The 18,404-nt window shown below is 70.8% G+C and carries 14 protein-coding genes; 8 read left to right on the plus strand and 6 right to left on the minus strand.

The window, feature by feature from the left end; all coding sequences use genetic code 11:
- Window positions 1-180: 180 nt before the first annotated feature.
- The 6 genes from DSC45_RS00065 (at window position 181) to DSC45_RS00090 (ending at window position 7,763) form a co-directional block, all read left to right on the plus strand.
- A complete protein-coding gene (locus DSC45_RS00065) occupies window positions 181-972 on the plus strand; it encodes a redox-sensing transcriptional repressor Rex (protein WP_119286050.1) in 792 nt (263 codons plus the stop codon).
- On the plus strand, window positions 969-2,681 hold the full coding sequence (locus DSC45_RS00070; RefSeq protein ID WP_119286051.1) for a glutamyl-tRNA reductase: 1,713 nt from the start codon (window positions 969-971) through the stop codon (window positions 2,679-2,681). The genes DSC45_RS00065 and DSC45_RS00070 overlap by 4 nt, the downstream gene beginning before the upstream one ends.
- A complete protein-coding gene (hemC, locus tag DSC45_RS00075; RefSeq protein ID WP_119286052.1) occupies window positions 2,678-3,637 on the plus strand; it encodes a hydroxymethylbilane synthase in 960 nt (319 codons plus the stop codon). The genes DSC45_RS00070 and hemC overlap by 4 nt, the downstream gene beginning before the upstream one ends.
- The gene (locus DSC45_RS00080; protein WP_119286053.1) at window positions 3,634-5,298 is read left to right on the plus strand and encodes a bifunctional uroporphyrinogen-III C-methyltransferase/uroporphyrinogen-III synthase; all 1,665 of its coding nucleotides are present in this window, start codon (window positions 3,634-3,636) and stop codon (window positions 5,296-5,298) included. Before hemC ends, DSC45_RS00080 begins: the two co-directional genes overlap by 4 nt.
- Before the next feature lie 151 nt (window positions 5,299-5,449).
- A complete protein-coding gene (gene hemB / locus DSC45_RS00085; RefSeq protein WP_119286727.1) occupies window positions 5,450-6,442 on the plus strand; it encodes a porphobilinogen synthase in 993 nt (330 codons plus the stop codon).
- Between the two features lie 115 nt (window positions 6,443-6,557).
- Window positions 6,558-7,763: an aminotransferase-like domain-containing protein gene (locus DSC45_RS00090; RefSeq protein WP_119286054.1), complete on the plus strand. Its 1,206-nt coding sequence runs from the start codon at window positions 6,558-6,560 to the stop codon at window positions 7,761-7,763.
- A gap of 96 nt (window positions 7,764-7,859) precedes the next feature.
- On the opposite strand, the gene argS is transcribed toward DSC45_RS00090, so the two are convergent.
- Window positions 7,860-9,626, minus strand: a complete 1,767-nt coding sequence (gene argS / locus DSC45_RS00095) for an arginine--tRNA ligase (protein ID WP_119286055.1) — start codon at window positions 9,624-9,626, stop codon at window positions 7,860-7,862.
- 214 nt (window positions 9,627-9,840) lie between these two features.
- Here argS and lysS point away from each other — a divergent pair, with 214 nt between their 5' ends.
- On the plus strand, window positions 9,841-11,577 hold the full coding sequence (gene lysS, locus DSC45_RS00100) for a lysine--tRNA ligase (protein WP_119286056.1): 1,737 nt from the start codon (window positions 9,841-9,843) through the stop codon (window positions 11,575-11,577).
- 425 nt (window positions 11,578-12,002) lie between these two features.
- Here the strand turns inward: lysS and DSC45_RS00105 are convergent, their stop codons facing one another.
- The 4 genes from DSC45_RS00105 to DSC45_RS00120 all read right to left on the minus strand — a co-directional run bounded on the left by DSC45_RS00105 (window position 12,003) and on the right by DSC45_RS00120 (window position 16,782).
- Window positions 12,003-12,953 carry a hypothetical protein gene (locus DSC45_RS00105; protein ID WP_162929071.1) on the minus strand — a complete coding sequence of 317 codons (951 nt, stop codon included), beginning with the start codon at window positions 12,951-12,953 and terminating at the stop codon, window positions 12,003-12,005.
- A gap of 98 nt (window positions 12,954-13,051) precedes the next feature.
- Window positions 13,052-14,605, minus strand: coding sequence for a DUF2637 domain-containing protein (locus tag DSC45_RS00110; RefSeq protein WP_240434297.1), 1,554 nt, complete (start codon window positions 14,603-14,605; stop codon window positions 13,052-13,054).
- A 202-nt stretch (window positions 14,606-14,807) separates the two neighbouring features.
- Complete coding sequence (locus DSC45_RS00115) at window positions 14,808-15,698, minus strand: DUF3558 domain-containing protein (protein ID WP_119286059.1); 891 nt, start codon at window positions 15,696-15,698, stop codon at window positions 14,808-14,810.
- Between the two features lie 115 nt (window positions 15,699-15,813).
- Window positions 15,814-16,782 (minus strand): DUF3558 domain-containing protein, encoded by a 969-nt coding sequence (locus DSC45_RS00120; RefSeq protein ID WP_346426635.1) that lies wholly within the window; start codon window positions 16,780-16,782, stop codon window positions 15,814-15,816.
- A 142-nt stretch (window positions 16,783-16,924) separates the two neighbouring features.
- Between DSC45_RS00120 and DSC45_RS00125 the strand changes: the two genes are divergently transcribed.
- Window positions 16,925-18,118: an RtcB family protein gene (locus tag DSC45_RS00125; RefSeq protein ID WP_119286060.1), complete on the plus strand. Its 1,194-nt coding sequence runs from the start codon at window positions 16,925-16,927 to the stop codon at window positions 18,116-18,118.
- 54 nt (window positions 18,119-18,172) lie between these two features.
- On the opposite strand, the gene DSC45_RS00130 is transcribed toward DSC45_RS00125, so the two are convergent.
- Window positions 18,173-18,403 carry a hypothetical protein gene (locus DSC45_RS00130; RefSeq protein ID WP_240434298.1) on the minus strand — a complete coding sequence of 77 codons (231 nt, stop codon included), beginning with the start codon at window positions 18,401-18,403 and terminating at the stop codon, window positions 18,173-18,175.
- Between the last annotated feature and the right edge of the window lies 1 nt (window position 18,404).

Here is an 18,404-nt window from a genome sequence, read left to right on the forward strand (position 1 = left end):
CGCCGGGGCCTCGTTGACGGTTCCCCGGCTGGTCACAAGTCCCGCGTGAGCCCGGTCACTTTGCTTGGACAAAGCGGACACCATCTTTGTGCACGCGTTCACAAAGACATAGCCTGCTTGAGACGGGGCGGTCGGGGGACATGCGACCGCCCGCAGCCCCGCTCTACCCGCAGGAGCACCGTGGCAACTGGCCGAACTCACCGACCGGCGACCCGCAGCCGAGGAATTCCCGAGGCCACCGTCGCCAGGCTTCCGCTGTACCTGCGCGCGCTGACCGCACTGTCGGAGCGCTCGGTACCCACGGTCTCCTCCGAGGAGCTGGCCGCGGCCGCGGGGGTCAACTCCGCGAAGCTGCGCAAGGATTTCTCCTACCTCGGCTCCTACGGGACCCGTGGTGTGGGCTACGACGTCGAGTACCTCGTCTACCAGATCTCCCGCGAGCTCGGACTGACGCAGGACTGGCCCGTCGTCATCGTCGGTATCGGTAACCTCGGTGCGGCGCTGGCCAATTACGGCGGTTTCGCCTCCCGCGGCTTCCGCGTCGCGGCCCTGATCGACGCCGATCCCGCGATGGCGGGACAGCCCGTGGCCGGGATGCCGGTGCAGCACACCGACGACCTCGAATCGATCATCTCCGACAACGGCGTCTCCATCGGCGTGATCTCCACCCCCGCGGGCGCCGCCCAGCAGGTCTGCGAACGGCTCGTCGCCGCCGGAGTGACCTCCATCCTGAACTTCGCGCCGACCGTGCTCTCCGTGCCGGACGGCGTCGACGTACGCAAGGTCGACCTCTCCATCGAGCTGCAGATCCTGGCCTTCCACGAGCAGCGCAAGGCCGGCGAGGACGTCGCCGCCGAGGCTGCCGCTGTCGTACCGCCCGCCGCGCGCACCGTGGCCGCCGATGCGGCGGACACCGAGGGCAACGGCCGGAAGGGACCCGACGGGGACGTACCCGCCGTGATGCCGGCATGAGTCTCCTGGTCGTCGGGCTGAGCCACCGCAGCGCTCCCGTCAGCGTGCTCGAGCGGGCCGCGCTGTCCGTGGACGCGCAGGGCAAGCTGCTGCAGGACGCGGTGGCCGCCGAGCCGTCCGCCGAGGCCTCGCTCCTCGCCACCTGCAACCGCATCGAGCTCTACGCCGACGTGGACAAGTTCCACGCGGGCGTCGCCGAACTCTCCACACTGCTCGCCCAGCACAGCGGCGTGGGGCTCGACGAGCTCACTCCCTATCTCTATGTGCACTACGAGGACCGCGCCGTCCACCACCTGTTCTCGGTGGCCTGCGGGCTCGACTCGATGGTCGTCGGCGAGGGCCAGATCCTCGGTCAGCTGAAGGACGCGCTCGCCCGGGCGCAGGAGCAGCACACCGCGGGACGCCTCCTCAACGACCTGTTCCAGCAGTCGCTTCGGGTCGGCAAGCGTGCCCACTCCGAGACCGGGATCGACCGCGCCGGGCAGTCGCTCGTCACCTTCGGCCTCGAGCAGCTCACGGCCGGCGAACCGGTCACCGACTGGGCGGCCGGCAAGAAGGCCCTCGTCATCGGCGCCGGATCCATGTCGTCCCTCGCCGCCGCCACCCTCGCGCGGGCCGGGGTGGCCGAGATCGTCGTCGCCAACCGCACGCCGGACCGCGCCGGGCGTCTGGTGGAGATCCTCACCGACCCGGCCGGTACGGGAGTCGCCGCGCGCGCGGTGGCCATGGACGCCGTACCGGACGAGCTGGCCCGCGTCGACATCGCGGTCTCCTGCACCGGAGCCACCGGCCTGGTGCTCGGCGCCGGCACCGTCGCCGACGCGCTGGCCGCGTCCGCGCAGGGTCTCGGACCCGGCGCGACCTCCGGCGAGGCACCCGTGCACACGCTCCGGGCGCCCGACGGCAGCCTGGTCGCGCGCCTCGCGGTCGCCGCCGCACGCGACGGCCGGATCCCCGACGCCGCGGCCACCGAGACCGCCGCCGGCCTCTCCGCCGCGGACAGCGGTTGCCCGGTCGGCCTCGCCCCCGCTCCTTCCGGCGCCGACGCCATGGGCCTGCACGGCACCTGGGTCGACAACGGTTCCACCCTCGACCGCCCGACGCCCGACGGCGAGTCCGCCGGGGGCCGGACCACGGTGCGGAGCGCCACTCGGGCCCCGGCACGGACCGCGCCCGTACGCCTGGCACTGCTCGACCTCGCGATGCCCCGTGACATCGACGTGGACGTGCACCGGATCGACGGTGTGCGTCTGGTCGACATCGAGTCGCTCGCCGAGGTCGCCGGCGCCCCCGCGGACCCCGCCGGAGCGGGCCCGATGGCTGCCGACGTGGACCAGGTCCGCACCATCGTCGCGGACGAGGTCGCCGCCTTCGGCGCCGCCCAGCGGGCCGCGCACATCACGCCGACCGTGGTCGCCCTGCGCACCATGGCCTCCGGCGTGGTCGAGAGCGAGATCAACCGGCTCCGGGGCCGCCTCCCGGACCTCGACGACCGCGAACAGGCCGAGGTCACCCAGGCCGTACGCCGTGTCGTCGACAAGCTCCTGCACGCGCCGACCGTGCGGGTCAAGCAGCTGGCGGGCGAGCCCGGCGGCGCCGGGTACGCGGACGCACTGCGCACCCTGTTCGACCTCGACCCGCAGACGGTGGCGGCCGTCTCCCGGGCCGACGGCGACGACCATGACGTACAGAACCGAGGGCGGTCATGACCCAGAAAGCACTCCGCCTTGGGACCAGGCGCAGCAAGCTCGCCATGGCTCAGTCCGGGCAGGTGGCCGAGGCCGTCCGGGAACTGACCGGCCGCGAGGTCGAGTTGGTGGCGATCACCACCTACGGCGACACCTCGCGCGAGCATCTCGCGCAGATCGGCGGCACCGGTGTGTTCGTCAGCGCACTGCGCGACGCACTGGTCTCCGGCGAGATCGACTTCGCCGTGCACTCCCTGAAGGACCTGCCCACCGCGCAGCCCGACGACCTGGCACTCGCCGCCGTCCCGCCGCGCGAGGACAGCCGGGACGTGCTCGTCGCACGCGACGGGCTGACCTTCGCCGAACTGCCCGACGGTGCCCGGATCGGCACCGGATCGCCGCGCCGGATGGCGCAGATCAACGCCTACGCGCGCAGTCACGGCCTGGACCTGACGACGGTGCCGATCCGGGGAAACATCGACACCCGCATCGGCTTCGTACGGAACGGGGAACTGGACGCGGTGGTACTCGCCGCGGCCGGCCTCAGCCGTGTCGGCAGGTCCGACGACGCGACCGACTTCCTGCCGGTCGACATCATGCTGCCCGCCCCCGGCCAGGGGGCACTGGCTGTCGAGTGCGCCGCGTCCAACGCGGAGCTCGCCGCCACCCTCGCCGAGCTCGACGACCCGTACACCCGGGCCGCCGTGACCGCCGAGCGTTCCCTGCTCGCCGCCCTGGAGGCCGGCTGCTCCGCACCTGTGGGTGCGCTGGCCGACCTGCTGGGCGACGGACAGGTTGTCAAGGAAATGCGCCTGCGCGGCGTCGTCGGCTCGACCGACGGCTCGGCGCTGGTGCAGCTGTCCACCACCGGTCCCGTACCCGAGTCCCCGTCCCGGGCGGAGGCGCTCGGCCGCGAGCTCGCGGCCGAGATGCTTGCCAAGGGTGCGGCCGGTCTGATGGGGGAGCGAGCACATTGAGCCCCACCACCTCGAAACTTCCCGCCGCTTCCGGGCACGGGCACGTCACCTTCCTGGGTGCCGGACCCGGAGATCCGGGACTGCTCACGCTGCGTGCCGTGGAGGCACTGGCCACAGCGGACGTACTGGTCGCCGAGCCCGAGGTGCTCGACGTCGTCCGTGCTCATACGAGGGCGGGTGCCGACCTCGGCGAGCTCCCGGCCGTGCCGCAGCAGACGGCTGCTGACGAGTCATCAACGCCCGTGGATGCCGCCAATCTTGTCATGGCGGCAGCACGGCGCGGCAGGCGGGTGGTCCGTGCCGTCACGGGCGACCCGGGGCTCGACGCGGACGCGTCCGCGGAGATGCTGGCCTGCGTCCGCGAGGGCATCACCTTCGAGGTCGTGCCCGGTATCGCGACCGCGGTCGGCGTACCCGCCTACGCGGGTGTGCCGCTGCGCGACAGTCAGGGCGCGGACGTGCGGTTCGTCGACGCGCGTACCGCCTCGCACCGCTGCTGGACCGAGGTCGGCGCGTCCGACGGCACGGTCGTCGTCTCCACCACGCTCGAGACGGTGGCCGCGGCCGCCGGCGAGCTGGTGGCGGGCGGCCGTAAGCCGGACACCCCGATGACCGTCACCATCGCCGGTACGACCACCCGGCAGCGGACCTGGACGGCCACGCTCGGCACCGTCGCGCAGACCCTCAAGCAGGCCAAGGTGCTCCCCTCGCCCGAGGGGCACCGGCCCGTCATAGCCGTGGTCGGCGAGCGTTCCGCGGCTGCCCAGCGCGACCAGTTGTCCTGGTTCGAGTCCAAGCCGCTGTTCGGCTGGAAGGTGCTCGTACCGCGGACGAAGGAGCAGGCCGCTTCGCTCTCCGACCAGCTCGTCAGCTACGGAGCGGTGCCGCACGAGGTGCCGACCATCGCGGTCGAACCCCCGCGCACACCCCAGCAGATGGAGCGTGCGGTCAAGGGCCTGGTCACAGGACGCTACGAGTGGATCGCCTTCACCTCGGTGAACGCGGTCAAGGCGGTGCGCGAGAAGTTCGAGGAGTACGGGCTCGACGCGCGCGCCTTCGCCGGGATCAAGGTCGCAGCGGTCGGCGACCAGACCGCCGCCGCCCTGGTCGCCTTCGGCGTCAAGCCCGATCTGGTGCCGAGCGGTGAGCAGTCCGCCGCCGGGCTCCTGGAGGACTGGCCGCCCTACGACCCGGTCTTCGACCCGATCGACCGGGTGTTCCTGCCGCGCGCCGACATCGCCACCGAGACCCTGGTGGCCGGACTCATCGAACTGGGCTGGGAGGTCGACGACGTCACCGCCTACCGGACGGTGCGCGCCTCGCCGCCGCCGGCCGATACCCGGGAGGCCATCAAGGGCGGCGGCTTCGACGCGGTGCTCTTCACCTCGTCGTCGACGGTGCGGAACCTGGTCGGTATCGCCGGCAAGCCGCACAACGTCACCGTCATCGCCTGTATCGGCCCGGCCACGGCGAAGACCGCCGAGGAGCACGGCCTGCGAGTCGACGTGATGGCGCCCGAGCCCAGCGTGCTGCAGCTCGCCGAGTCCCTCGCGGACTTCGGCGCGCAGCGGCGGGCGGCGGCCGTGGAGGCCGGCGAGGCCGTGACACGGCCGAGCGAGCGGCGGCCCGGATCGCGGCGTCGGCGGGCGAGCACGTCGTAGGGCACCGAATTACCGACGTGACCGGCGGGATCCCTTCGGGGGTCCCGCCGGTTTCGTGTGCGAGGGGTGCCCACGGTCGGTGGGCCGGGCGTGGTGGAGGACAATGGGCGGGAAGAGTTTCGTGACGGCACGAGGTGAGACGGCAGTGGCACTGACGACCTACGGTTCGTTCCCCGGTACGCGGCCCAGGAGGCTGCGCACCACTCCCGCGATGCGGCGCATGGTCGCCGAGGCGCGGCTGCATCCGGCGGATCTGATCCTGCCGGCCTTCGTGCGCGAGGGGATCACCTCGCCGGTGCCGATCGAGGCCATGCCGGGCGTCGTGCAGCACACCAGGGACACCCTGCGGAAGGCCGCCGTCGAGGCGGTGGAGGCCGGGGTCGCCGGGATCATGCTCTTCGGTGTGCCCGAGGACGAGAAGAAGGACGGGGCGGGTACGGCCGGCACGGACCCGGACGGCATCCTGCAGCTCGCGATCCGCGACGTACGCGACGAGGTCGGCGACGACCTGGTGATCATGTCGGACCTGTGCCTCGACGAGTACACCGACCACGGCCACTGCGGAATCCTGGACTCCGAGGGCCGGGTGGACAATGACGCGACGCTCGAGCGGTACGCCGAGATGGCGCAGGTCCAGGCGGACGCGGGCGTCCACGTCGTCGGCCCGAGCGGCATGATGGACGGCCAGATCGGCGTCATCCGTGACGCCCTCGACCAGACCGGGCACGAGGACGTCACCGTGCTCGCCTACACGGCCAAGTACTCCTCCGCCTTCTACGGCCCCTTCCGGGAGGCGGTCGGCTCGTCGCTCAAGGGCGACCGCAAGACGTACCAGCAGGACCCGGCCAACACCCGTGAGTCCCTGCGGGAGTTGGCGCTCGACCTGCAGGAGGGCGCGGACATGGTGATGGTCAAGCCGGCCGGCCCCTACCTGGACATCCTGGCCAAGTTCGCCGACGCGGTGGACGTGCCGGTCGCCGCGTACCAGATCTCCGGGGAGTACGCGATGATCGAGGCGGCGGCGGAGAAGGGCTGGATCGACCGGGAGAAGGCGATTCTGGAGTCGCTGACCGGGATCCGGCGGGCCGGCGCCGACGTGATCCTCACCTACTGGGCGACCGAGGTGGCGCGCTCGCTGCGCTGAGCGTCCGGATCCCGGAACGGGGTTCTGGTGTGGGGCGAGGGTGCTTAGGCTGCGGACGTTCGGGCCGTGTCGCCGGGGATCTCGGCCCTAGGGATTGCGCCAGGTGAGGAGCCTCGTGACTGTAGTCGACCCAGCCCTTGAAGCCGTGGCACAGCCGCCACTCGCCGCACGTGCCGCCGCGGTCGGAGGGTCCCCGGTACGGGACATCCTGGCGGTGACCGCGCGGCCCGAGGTGATCAACTTCGCCGGTGGGCTGCCCGCTCCAGGGCTCTTCGACACCGAGGGTGTGGCGGCGGCGTTCCGGGCCGTGCTCGAGGAGACTCCGCAGCGGGCCCTGCAGTACTCGACGACCGAGGGCGAGCCGCAGCTGCGGGAGGCGCTCGCGGGACGGATGAGTGCGCGGGGACTCGCCACTGTGCCCGACGACCTTCTGGTCACCACCGGTTCGCAGCAGGCGCTCTCGCTGCTCGCCACCGCGTTGGTCGAGCCCGGGGACACCGTGCTCGTCGAGGACCCCTGCTATCTCGCCGCGCTGCAGGTCTTCGCCTTCGCCGGGGCACGGGTCGTGCCCGTGCCCTGTGACGACGACGGTGTCGATCCCGAGGCGCTGGACGCTCTGGTGGCCGCGGAACGGCCCAAGTTGCTCTACACCGTGCCGACCTTCCAGAACCCCACCGGGCGCACGATGCCGGTCGGCCGACGGGCGGCGATCGCCGATGTGGCGGTGCGGCGCGGACTGTGGATCGTGGAGGACGACCCGTACGGAGAGCTGCGCTTCGAGGGCGAACGGGTGCCGTGGATCGCGGAGCAGGAGGGGGCGGCGGAGCGGACGGTGCTGCTCGGCAGCTTCTCGAAGGTGATGGCGCCGGGGTTGCGGCTCGGGTGGTTGCGGGCGCCGGAGGCGTTGCTGCGGGCGTGTGCGGTCGCCAAGCAGGCGGCCGATCTTCATACGCCGACGGTCAATCAGCTCGCTGCCGTGCGCTACCTCGCGGACCGGGATCTGGATGCGCATGTGGCGCGGGTGGCGGGCGCCTACGGGGAGCGGCGGGATGTGCTGCTCGACGGGCTGCCCGCGGTGCTGCCCGAGGGGGCGCGGTGGGTGCGGCCGGCCGGCGGGATGTTCGTGTGGGTGCGGTTGCCCTCCGGGTTCGACGCGGGGGCGCTGCTCGCACGGGCGGTGGAGAACGAGGTGGCCTATGTGCCGGGGGCGCCGTTCTTCGCGGGGGCGCCCGAGGTGGGGACGATGCGGTTGTGCTTCGTCACCCAGGCCGCGGATGAACTCCGTGAAGGGCTGCGGCGGTTGGGGCGGGTCTTCGGGTGACCTGCGGGGGCGAGGACGGGCTCGGCCTGCGGGCGCCGGACGCACAGGTGGTCCGGCGCCCGGGCGCGGCCCCGGGGCCGCGCCCGGGCGGGCAGGTCAGAGGCGCTCAGGTGTCCTGATGCCCAGCAGGGCCATGCCCTGGTGGAGGGTGCGGGCCGTGAGGTCGCACAGGAAGAGGCGGTTCTCCACCTGGGCGGGGGTGTCCGCCTTCAGGACCGGGCACTTGTCGTAGAACGTCGTGTAGAGCGACGCCAGTTGGTACAGGTACGCGGCCAGCTTGTGCGGGGCGTACTCCCTTGCGACCTCGCCCACCGTCTCGCCGAAGCCATCGAGGTGCAGGCCCAACGCCCGCTCGGCAGGCGTGAGTTCCATATCGGTGTGCGCCCGCGGGGCGACCTCGCCGGCCTTGCGCAGGATCGACTGGATCCGCGCGTAGGCGTACTGCAGATACACCGACGTGTCGCCGTTCAGGGACACCATCTGGTCCAGGTCGAACTTGTAGTCACGCGTCGCCGACGTGGACAGGTCCGCGTACTTGACCGCGCCGATGCCGACCTGCGCGCCGCGCTCGGCGATCTCCTCCTCCGACAGGTCCTGCGCCTTCTCGCGCACGATCGTCGAGGCACGCTCGATCGCCTCGTCCAGCAGGTCGATCAGTCGGACCGTCTCGCCCTCACGGGTCTTGAACGGCTTGCCGTCCTTGCCGAGGACCGTGCCGAAGCCCAACTGCACCGCGCGCACGTTCTCGGTCAGCCAGCCCGCCCTGCGCGCCGTCTCGAAGACCATCTTGAAATGCAGCGACTGCCGGGCGTCCACCACGTACAGCAGGGTGTCCGCCTTCAGGTTGAAGACGCGGTCGCGGATCGCCGAGAGGTCGGTGGCCGCGTAGCCGAAGCCGCCGTCGGACTTCTGCACGATCAGCGGTGAGGGCTGACCGTCGGGGCCCTTGACGTCGTCGAAGAAGACGCAGAGCGCGCCGTTGGAGCGGACCGCGACGCCCGACTCCTCGAGCATCCGGCAGGTCTCCGCCAGCATGTCGTTGTAACCGGACTCGCCGACGATGTCCTCGTCCCTGATCGCGACGTCCAGCTTGTCGAAGACCGAGTAGAAGTAGATCTTCGACTCGTCCACGAACTTCTGCCAGATCGCCAGCGTCTCCGGGTCGCCCGCCTGCAGGTCGACCACCCTGCGCCTGGCCCGCGTCTTGAACTCCTCGTCGGAGTCGAAGAGCACCTTCGAGGCCTTGTAGACGTGGTTGAGGGAGGACATCGCGGTCTCGCCGTCCGCCGAGCCGGAGTGGTCCAGCTCGCTCGGGTGCTCCACGAGGTACTGCACGAGCATGCCGAACTGGGTGCCCCAGTCGCCGATGTGGTGCCGCCTGATGATCCTCTCGCCGGTGAACTCCAGGATCTGTACGACCGCGTCACCGATCACCGAGTTCCGCAGGTGGCCGACGTGCATCTCCTTCGCCACGTTCGGCTGGGCGTAGTCGATGACCGTGGTGCCCGCGTGCTCGGCGAGCGGGACGCCGAGGCGCTCGCCGTCCGCGGCACGCGCCGCCAGGTTCTCGGTGATCGCCCGATCGGTGACCGTGATGTTCAAAAAGCCGGGGCCCGAGACCTCGACGTCGGCGAGCAGCCCGGCGGGGTCGGGGGAGCCGAGGGAGTCGGTCACCTTGCCCGCGAGCTCGCGGGGATTGCCCTTCAGCTTCTTGGCCAGCGCCAGGATGCCGTTGGCCTGGAAGTCCGCCCGGTCGCTGCGTCGCAGCAGCGGGTCCGCGGAACCGGCGTCCGGCACCGCTGCCGTGAGCGCGTCCGCGAGGCGCTGGTGGACCGTCGAGGCGAGGGAAGGGACCGAGGCCATGGGGTGCCGTTCCTGTCTTGGAGTCAGTGGGTACACCCGATTCTCCCACGCGCCTGCCACTCGTTTTCCGGGTACGGGGCGCGGTCGCGTCACGCGCGGGCGGCGCCGGAAACGGCTGGCGCGGGCCGGCGGGAACAGTGACCCTGAGGACATCGTCCGGTCTGAAACAATGGCCGACGTCAGCTTTCTTTCACACCCGAGGAATCAAGAGGACGTGCCGATCGTGGCTCAGAGCACAGAGACCACCGACTGGGTCTCCCGTTACGCGGACGAGGTCATCACCGAGTCGGAGCGCCGTGCCCCGGGCAAACCTGTCGTCGTCGCCTCCGGACTCTCCCCCTCGGGCCCCATCCACCTGGGCAACCTGCGCGAGGTCATGACCCCGCACCTCGTCGCCGACGAGATCCGCCGCCGCGGCCACGCCGTACGCCACCTGATCTCCTGGGACGACTACGACCGGTACCGCAAGGTCCCGGCCGGCGTCCCCGGCGTCGACGACTCCTGGGCCGAGCACATCGGCAAGCCGCTCACCTCGGTCCCGGCCCCGGTCGGCTCGGCGTACCCGAACTGGGCCGAGCACTTCAAGGCCGCGATGAGCGAGTCGCTGGCGTCCCTCGGCGTCGAGTACGACGGCATCAGCCAGACCGAGCAGTACACCACGGGCGTGTACCGCGAGCAGGTGCTGTTCGCGATGAAGCACCGCGGCGACATCGACGCGATCCTCGCCCAGTACCGCACCAAGAAGACCCCGCCCAAGAAGTCGCAGAAGCCGCTCGACGCCGCCGAACTGGAGGCGGCAGAGGGCTCCGGCGCCGCCGCCGAGGACGACGGCAGCGGATCCGGCGCGGGCTACTTCCCGTACAAGCCGTACTGCGCCGTCTGCGAGAAGGACCTCACCACCGTCACCTCCTACGACGACGCGTCGACCGAGCTGACGTACACCTGCCGGTGCGGGCACGGCGAGACGGTCCGGCTCAGCGAGTACAACCGCGGCAAGCTGGTCTGGAAGGTCGACTGGCCGATGCGCTGGGCCTACGAGGGCGTGATCTTCGAGCCCAGCGGTGTCGACCACTCCTCGCCGGGCTCTTCCTTCCAGGTCGGCGGCCAGATCGTCGGGATCTTCGGCGGCGAGCAGCCGATCGGCCCGATGTACGCCTTCGTCGGCATCTCCGGCATGGCGAAGATGTCCTCGTCCAAGGGCGGCGTACCGACCCCGGCCGACGCGCTGCAGATCATGGAGCCCCAGCTGATCCGCTGGCTCTACGCCCGCCGCCGCCCCAACCAGTCCTTCAAGATCGCCTTCGACCAGGAGATCCAGCGGCTCTACGACGAGTGGGACAAGCTCGCCGTCAAGGTCACCGAGGGCGCGGCACTGCCGGGCGACGTCGCCGCGTACTCCCGCGCCGTCGGCACCGCCGCCGGTGAACTGCCGCGCACACCACGCCCGTTGCCCTACCGGACGCTCGCATCGGTCGCCGACGTCACCGCCGGCGCCGAGGACCAGACGCTGCGGATCCTGAACGAGCTCGACCCGTCCCAGCCGCTCGGCTCCCTCGACGACGTCCGGCCCCGGCTCGACCGCGCGGAGGCCTGGATCAACACCCAGGTCCCCGCCGAATCCCGCACCCTCGTACGGGACGAGCCCGACAAGGAGCTGCTCGGCTCCCTGGACGAGCAGGACCGCGCCTCGCTGCGGCTCCTGGTCGACGGGCTCGACGACCACTGGTCCCTGGACGGCCTCACCCATCTCGTCTACGGCGTACCCAAGGTGCAGGCCGGGTTCCCCGCGGACGCGACGGCCAAGGAGCTGCCCGCGGAGATCAAGGGCGCGCAGCGCGCGTTCTTCGCGCTCGTCTACCGGCTGCTCGTGACCCGGGACACCGGGCCCCGGCTGCCCACGCTGCTGCTCGCGGTCGGCGCGGACCGGGTGCGCAAGCTGCTCGGCGCCTGAACCACGCGGTCGGCCCCGCTCCATGTCCGTGGCCATGTCCCTGTCCACCGACGCGGAGCGGGGCCGACCGCGTCGGAGTCACTGCATCCTTAGGTCTACCCCTGGTTCCGCCTCGGGCAGGACGATTCCGGGCGAGGCGGGCGACACGATGGAGACATGAAGCAGATCATCAACATTCTGGGCTGGGTCATCGGTGTCCAGGGCGCGCTCGGCCTGGTCGGACGCCTGACGACCGGGAACGACTGAGGCATGCTCCAGGCCTGGTTCGAGCCGCACCCCTTCGTCTACGCGGCGATGGTCGTGGCCGGAGTCATGCTCGTGCTGCCCGAGGAGCGGCGGAGGCGGGCGAAGGAGCGCGCGTAGGCGCCGGATCCCCGGGCCGCGCTCAGCCGCTCGCCCGCTCAGCCGCTCAATCGCTCGCCCGCTCAGTCGGTCCGCTCGTAGGTGAGAACCTTCTGCGGCTTGTTGCCCAGCTTCCACAGCACCAGCGGACCGTCCGCGGACTTCGCCTCGTAGAAGTACTCGAACAGCTCGGGCGGGCAGTTGGTGGTCTCCTTGCCCTCCCGGACCTTGAAGTCGTTCAGCTCCGCGCTGTCGTCACTCTTGGGGCCCAGCGTGCCGGATCCGAGACAGCGCTCGCCCTTCAGCGTCTCGATGGTCAGTCGCGGCCGCTTCTCGGGCGCTGCCTGCTCGAAGGTGACCCGCTGGCTGCCGTCCGTCGCCTTCCAACTGCCCACGAGCTGCTTGCCGATGGGCTCGTACACGTGCTGCTTGGGCTCGAACCCGGTGCCCTTGCGCCAGGGCAGCGTGGTCGTGCCGTCCCACCGCTTGTCGACGAATTCGACCCGGTCACCCTTGTCGTAGACGTATGCCTTCGGCCAGCCGTCCATGCCCTTGGTGAGGTCGGCGTCCCACGAGCTCAGGTCGCCCGAGCCCACGGCGGCGACCGACTCCGACGGGGGCTCGCCGTCGCTGCAGTACAGACCGAAGTCCGCGGTCACCCACACGGTGTCCTGGTGCGCCTTCGCCGTGATGCCCTGGCAGGCAGCGGTGTCGGTCGCGTGGACCGTCTTGGCGGCTGACCAGTCGGCGTCGGTGTCGGCACGGTGCCGCTCCTCGAGGCCGCGCTTCGTGTAGCTGAGCGAGACCTGCCGTCCGTCGGCGAGCCTGATGACCGTGTGGTCGTCGTCCTCCTCGAGGACCTTCGAATCGATCTTCTCTGGGTCCGGCTGCCGGTGCGCGGCGCTTTCCGCCGCGGCGCTGTCCGCCTTGGCGGAGCCGCCGCTCGGCGCGGCCGACTCCGTTCCGCACCCGGTGGCCGCGACGGCCAGGACTAGGCTTGCTGCCGCCCACATCGGCGTCTTGTTCCTGGGCATGTGACTGCTCCCCCGTGTCGTACTGCTCGGTCTTGGCGGCGGTGGTTCTTCGTACCGGTCGGTCGTCGTGATCCTCCTGCCCCGGGTGCGCGCTGCGGCTACACGCTGTACTCCGTGTCCAGTTCCTGCTGGTAGCGGGTACGGAAGCCGCGCAGGTAGGGGCGCAGCGAATTCTCCTGCAGCGGGCCGCCGGAGCGTCCCGTCACGCCGAACAGATCCTGCAGGTACAGGCCGAACTGCCGGGCGTTCGGATAGTCCCCGTGCTCGCTCACGTACTTGCGGAAGGCGCCGAAGTACGCGTCCTCGCGGGACACATCGTCCGGGAGACCGGAAGCCGGGACCTCCTCCGGCTCGCGCTCGGCCACCGGCGGGGTGGGGAGGGGCTGTTCCGGGGCGGTGCGCTGGGTGGCGGCCTGCTCCGGAGCTGCCGATTCCGGGCGTTCGGTGCGCGGGCCGGGGATGGTCAGCGGGCGCGTACGGTTCGGGCCGGCCGGGACGCGCACGCCGCTGTCGTCGGGCGCTCCGATTTCCGCGTGCGCCGTGCCGTCGTCGTACGCCGGCTGCTCGTACGGGGTTTCCTGCTCGTACGGCGTCCCTTGCTCGTACGGCGCCTGCTGCTCGTACGCGGCGGGCTGCGGGTAGGCGCCCTGCTCCTGCCGGCCTCGCCGGTACGGGTCCTCCTCGTGACGTGCCGGCTCCTCCGCCCCGGACCGGTGCAGGTCCTCGTCGAACCGGGCGTGCTGGGCCGGGTCGTACGCCGGCTCGAACTCGGGGTCGTAGTCCGGGTCGTAACCACCCTCGTACGCGACCGCGCGCGGCTGGGCGAACCACGGGTTGTCCAGGTCGTCGTCGGCCGGCCGCCCCGTGCCGGTGGTCTCGCCCTGCGGGTCCGCGTCGGCGCGAGCGGGCGTGCCGGTGGTGAGCTGGGCTGCCGGTTCCGGGGCGGGCGGCAGGAGTTGGGGTTCGATGCCTGCGGCGGCAAGGCCCGCGGGCCCGGTCTCGGCCAGGGGGACGCCGTACTTGGCGAGGCGCAGCGGCATCAGCGATTCGACCGGGGCTTTGCGGCGCCAGTTCCGGCCGTAGCGGGAGCGGAGGCGGGCCTGGTAGACGAGGCGTTCTTGCTCGAGCTTGATGACCTGCTCGTAGGAACGCAGTTCCCACAGCTTCATCCGGCGCCACAGCAGGAAGGTCGGCAGCGGCGAGAGGAGCCAGCGGGTGAGGCGTACGCCCTCCATGTGCTTGTCGGCCGTGATGTCCGCGATCCGGCCGATCGCGTGCCGGGCCGCCTCGACGGAGACGACGAACAGGATCGGGATCACCGCGTGCATCCCGACGCCGAGCGGATCCGGCCAGGCGGCCGCGCCGTTGAACGCGATGGTCGCCGCGGTCAGCAGCCAGGCGGTCTGCCTCAGCAGCGGGAACGGGATGCGGATCCAGGTCAGCAGCAGGTCGAGAGCGAGCAGGACGCAGATGCCGGCGTCGATGCCGATGGGAAAGACGACGGCGAAGCCGCCGAAGCCCTTCTCTTCCGCGAGGTCACGCACCGCGGAGTACGAACCGGCGAAGCCGATTCCCGCGATGACGATCGCGCCTGCGATCACCACCGCGATGAGGATGCGGTGCGTGCGAGTCAGACGCAGTGGCGCGGCCACCCGTGTTCCCTTCCCTGTGCGGTCAGTTGCGCGCAACAGCCTGGCACACGTGTGCGGGTCACGGGGGGCGGGTATGCCGGGAGCCCGGCCACCAGGGGTGACCGGGCTCCCAATACGGGCAGGCTGTCCGGAGTTGTGCCGACGTCTGTCCGGAGTCGCGCCGACGCGAGTCGTGCCGGCGCTACGGGGCGTTCGCCGGGCGTCAGGACTTCTTCGCCGAACCGGAACCGGAGTCGGCGTCGTTGCCGGAGTCGGCGTCGTCCTTGGCGTCCTTGCCGCTGTCGCTCTTGTCCTCGCCGGAACCGGAACCGGAGTCCGACCCCGAACCCGAACCCGAACCGGAGCTCTCGGAGGCCGAACCACCGGACGCGTTCGCCTCGGTGACCGCCTTCACGGCCTCCTTCGCGGCGCCCTCGATGTCCTTGGCCAGGTCACCGGCGCTCGGCGCCTTCGCGCCCGCCAGGCCCGCGCCGTTGTAGTCGATCACCACGACCGCGTTCTCGACCCGGGTGACCACGCGCTGGTTCTTGAACGAGCCTTCCTTCTTCTTCTGCTCGTACGACACCAGCGTCGCCTGGTCCCCGACACCGCTCAGCGGCTCGGTCTTCACGTCCTTCGCGCCGTCGATGCCCTTCGCCTCGTCGACGCGCTTGGTGAACTGCTGGCCGGCCAGCTTCTCGCCGCTGCCGAGCGTGGCGTTGGAGTCGTAGCGCATCAGCGACACGTTGAGCCAGCGGAACTGCGAGCCCTTGACGCCCTTGGAGTCCAGACCGTTCCACGAGCACGAGCCGCGCGTCGTGGTGTCCGCGGACTTGGCTGACTTGCCGGACTTGTCCTCGGCCTCGGGGACCAGGTCCTCGATCGTCTTCTTCTCCAGAACCTTGCAGGGCTCCGGCAGCGTGTCGAAGGCGGCCTTCTGCACGGCCGCGGGCTTGTCCTTGTCGCCGCCGCCGGGGGAAGCGGAGGACTTGGACCCGGCGTCGCTCTTGTCGCCGTCGCCGGAGTCGGAGGAGCAGCCGGCCGCGGCAAGGATCACCGGTACGGCTGCACAGGCGGCAAGGGTGCGGGCGAGTCGCGGCGTAAGTCGGTGCATGGTTCCTTCGCTCGTGGAGTCCGTTGGTTCCGCCCAGACACGGTACGCGGAAGGTGCCCGGCCTGTGAGCGAGATGTGAGTGACCCGGACCACCCGACCCCGCGCCCGCTCGGCGCTACTCGGCGAGCTGCGACGCCACCTTCGAGGCCAGTTCCCGTGCGGTGTCCTGCATTTCCTTGCTGTCCGGCACCTCCGTGCCGCGCGCCGGCTGCTCGTCGTACTCGACGGTCACAATGACGTTCGACGTGCGGAACACCACAGTCACCGTGCGGTGGCGGGCCGCCGCGCTCTCGGCGCTCAGCTTGTCGTCGACGAAGGCCTGGTCGGCGAGACCGTCCAGAACCCGGGGCTCGAGGCCGTCGGGGACGGGCGGAGTGGTCGCGGCGCCCGATTCGCCCGAACTGTCCGGCGATGCAGCGGTCTTGCCCGTGCTGCCACCCTCGGACCCCTCGGACTCATCGGCATCCTCGGCCTTGCCCTCGCCGCTGCCGTCGGGGTCGGTAGTCGCCGGAGTCTTCGCGCCGTCGCCGGGCTCCTCGCTGCCCTTGTCGCCCTCGCCGCCCTTGCCCGTTCCGCCCGGTGACTCCTCGGTGTCGCCGCTGCCGCTCGGGGCCGGAGCCGGCAGATCGGCGGCCAGCTCCTGCTGCAGATACAGCTTCTCGGCGAGCTTGTCGTCGCTGACCGATCCGTCGTACGACACCACACGCTCGAAGCCCACCCGCAGGTTGTGGCTCGCCTGGGCCGACTCCACCTTCCAACGGCAGCCCACGAGCCGGTCGGTGTCGTACGTGACCGTCGCCTCGCCCGCGTACAGCTTCTCCCGCTGGGTCTCGGGCGCCGCCTTGATACCCGGCAGCATCGTGTCGAGCGCGCCGCGTTCCGGTGTGCGGCACGGGTCGGGCAGGGTCCGGTACTTGCCGGGTGCCGCCGCCGGGGTGCTCGTGTCCGCGCCGCCCGGTTTCGAGTCGCCCGCCTCTTCGCCGAGGTCCGAGCCAGTCGTACAGCCGCCGAGCAGCAGCGCGAGAAGCGCGGCCGCGCCCGGGACATACCCCTTACGCCGCACGGTTCCGGCTCCCTTCACCACGGAAAACAGGTTGCCGCCCTCCGGCGGCCAGTGACCACAATGTTTATCGCACGCGCCGCTGTGAATGCCGGTTCGCTATCCCTTTTGACGAACTCGGCTCCAGATTTTGCGCTTTCAGACTTTTCGGGGGAACGAGGTAGGTATGTCGTACGTAGAGGTTCCGGGCGCGAAGGTCCCGATCCGGATGTGGGCCGATCCCGCGTCCGTCGAGGACGTGGCGCTCCGCCAGCTCCAGAATGTCGCAACTCTGCCCTGGATCAAGGGCCTTGCCGTGATGCCCGACGTCCACTTCGGCAAGGGTGCGACGGTCGGCTCCGTGATCGCCATGCGTGACGCGGTCTGCCCGGCCGCCGTCGGCGTGGACATCGGCTGCGGAATGTCCGCGGTCAAGACGTCCCTGACGGCGAACGACCTCCCGGGCGACCTGTCCCGACTGCGCTCCAGGATCGAACAGGTCATCCCGGTCGGCCGCGGCATGCACGACTCCCCGGTCGACCCCGGCCGCCTGCACGGCTTCCCGACCTCGGGGTGGGAGGCGTTCTGGGGGCGGTTCGACGGGGTGGCGGACGCGGTCAAGTTCCGCCAGGAGCGGGCCACGAAGCAGATGGGCTCGCTCGGATCCGGGAATCATTTCGTCGAGTTTTGCATCGATACGTCCGGATCCGTCTGGCTGATGCTCCACTCCGGTTCGCGGAACATCGGCAAGGAACTGGCCGAGTACCACATCGGCGTGGCCCAGAAGCTCCCGCACAACCAGGGCCTGGTCGACCGCGACCTGGCGGTCTTCGTCGCGGACACACCTCAGATGGCGGCGTACCGGAACGACCTGTTCTGGGCGCAGGAGTACGCCAAGTACAACCGCGCCATCATGATGGGCCTCTTCCAGGACGTGGTGCGCAAGGAGTTCAAGAAGGCGAAGGTCACCTTCGAGCCGGTCATCTCCTGCCACCACAACTACGTGGCGGAGGAGCGTTACGAGGGCATGGACCTCCTGGTCACCCGGAAGGGCGCGATCCGCGCCGGCTCGGGCGACCTGGGGATCATCCCCGGTTCCATGGGCACCGGTTCGTACATCGTGAAGGGCCTCGGGAACGAGAAGTCGTTCAACTCGGCCTCCCACGGCGCCGGTCGCCGCATGAGCCGGAACGCGGCGAAGCGGCGCTACTCGGCCAAGGACCTCGAGGAGCAGACCCGCGGCGTCGAGTGCCGTAAGGACTCCGGCGTGGTGGACGAGATCCCGGGCGCCTACAAGCCGATCGAGCAGGTCATCGACCAGCAGACCGACCTGGTCCAGGTCGTCGCCAAGCTCAAGCAGGTCATCTGCGTGAAGGGGTGAGTGCGGGGCGCGGTTCAAGTCGCCGTGACCGTCCGGGCCTTCGGGCCCGGGCGGTCATTTTGCGTGGGTGACCGCGTAGATCATGACGAAGGCGATGAGGTGGATGCCGAAGAGGAAGTAGGCCAGGTACCACCACATGTGGCGTTCGCTGCGTTCCTCCTCGGAGCGGCGGTGGGCGTCGGCCGCCGCGGTGTGGGCGGCAGCTTCTTCCGGCGTGAGGGTGGGGCCCGTTGCCGCCGGGGGCGGGGTGTCGGAGGGGGTGGCCTGGTCCGGGGTTTCCGGCATG

This window comes from Streptomyces sp. YIM 130001 (assembly GCF_003574445.1).
Lineage (GTDB): Bacteria > Actinomycetota > Actinomycetes > Streptomycetales > Streptomycetaceae > Streptomyces.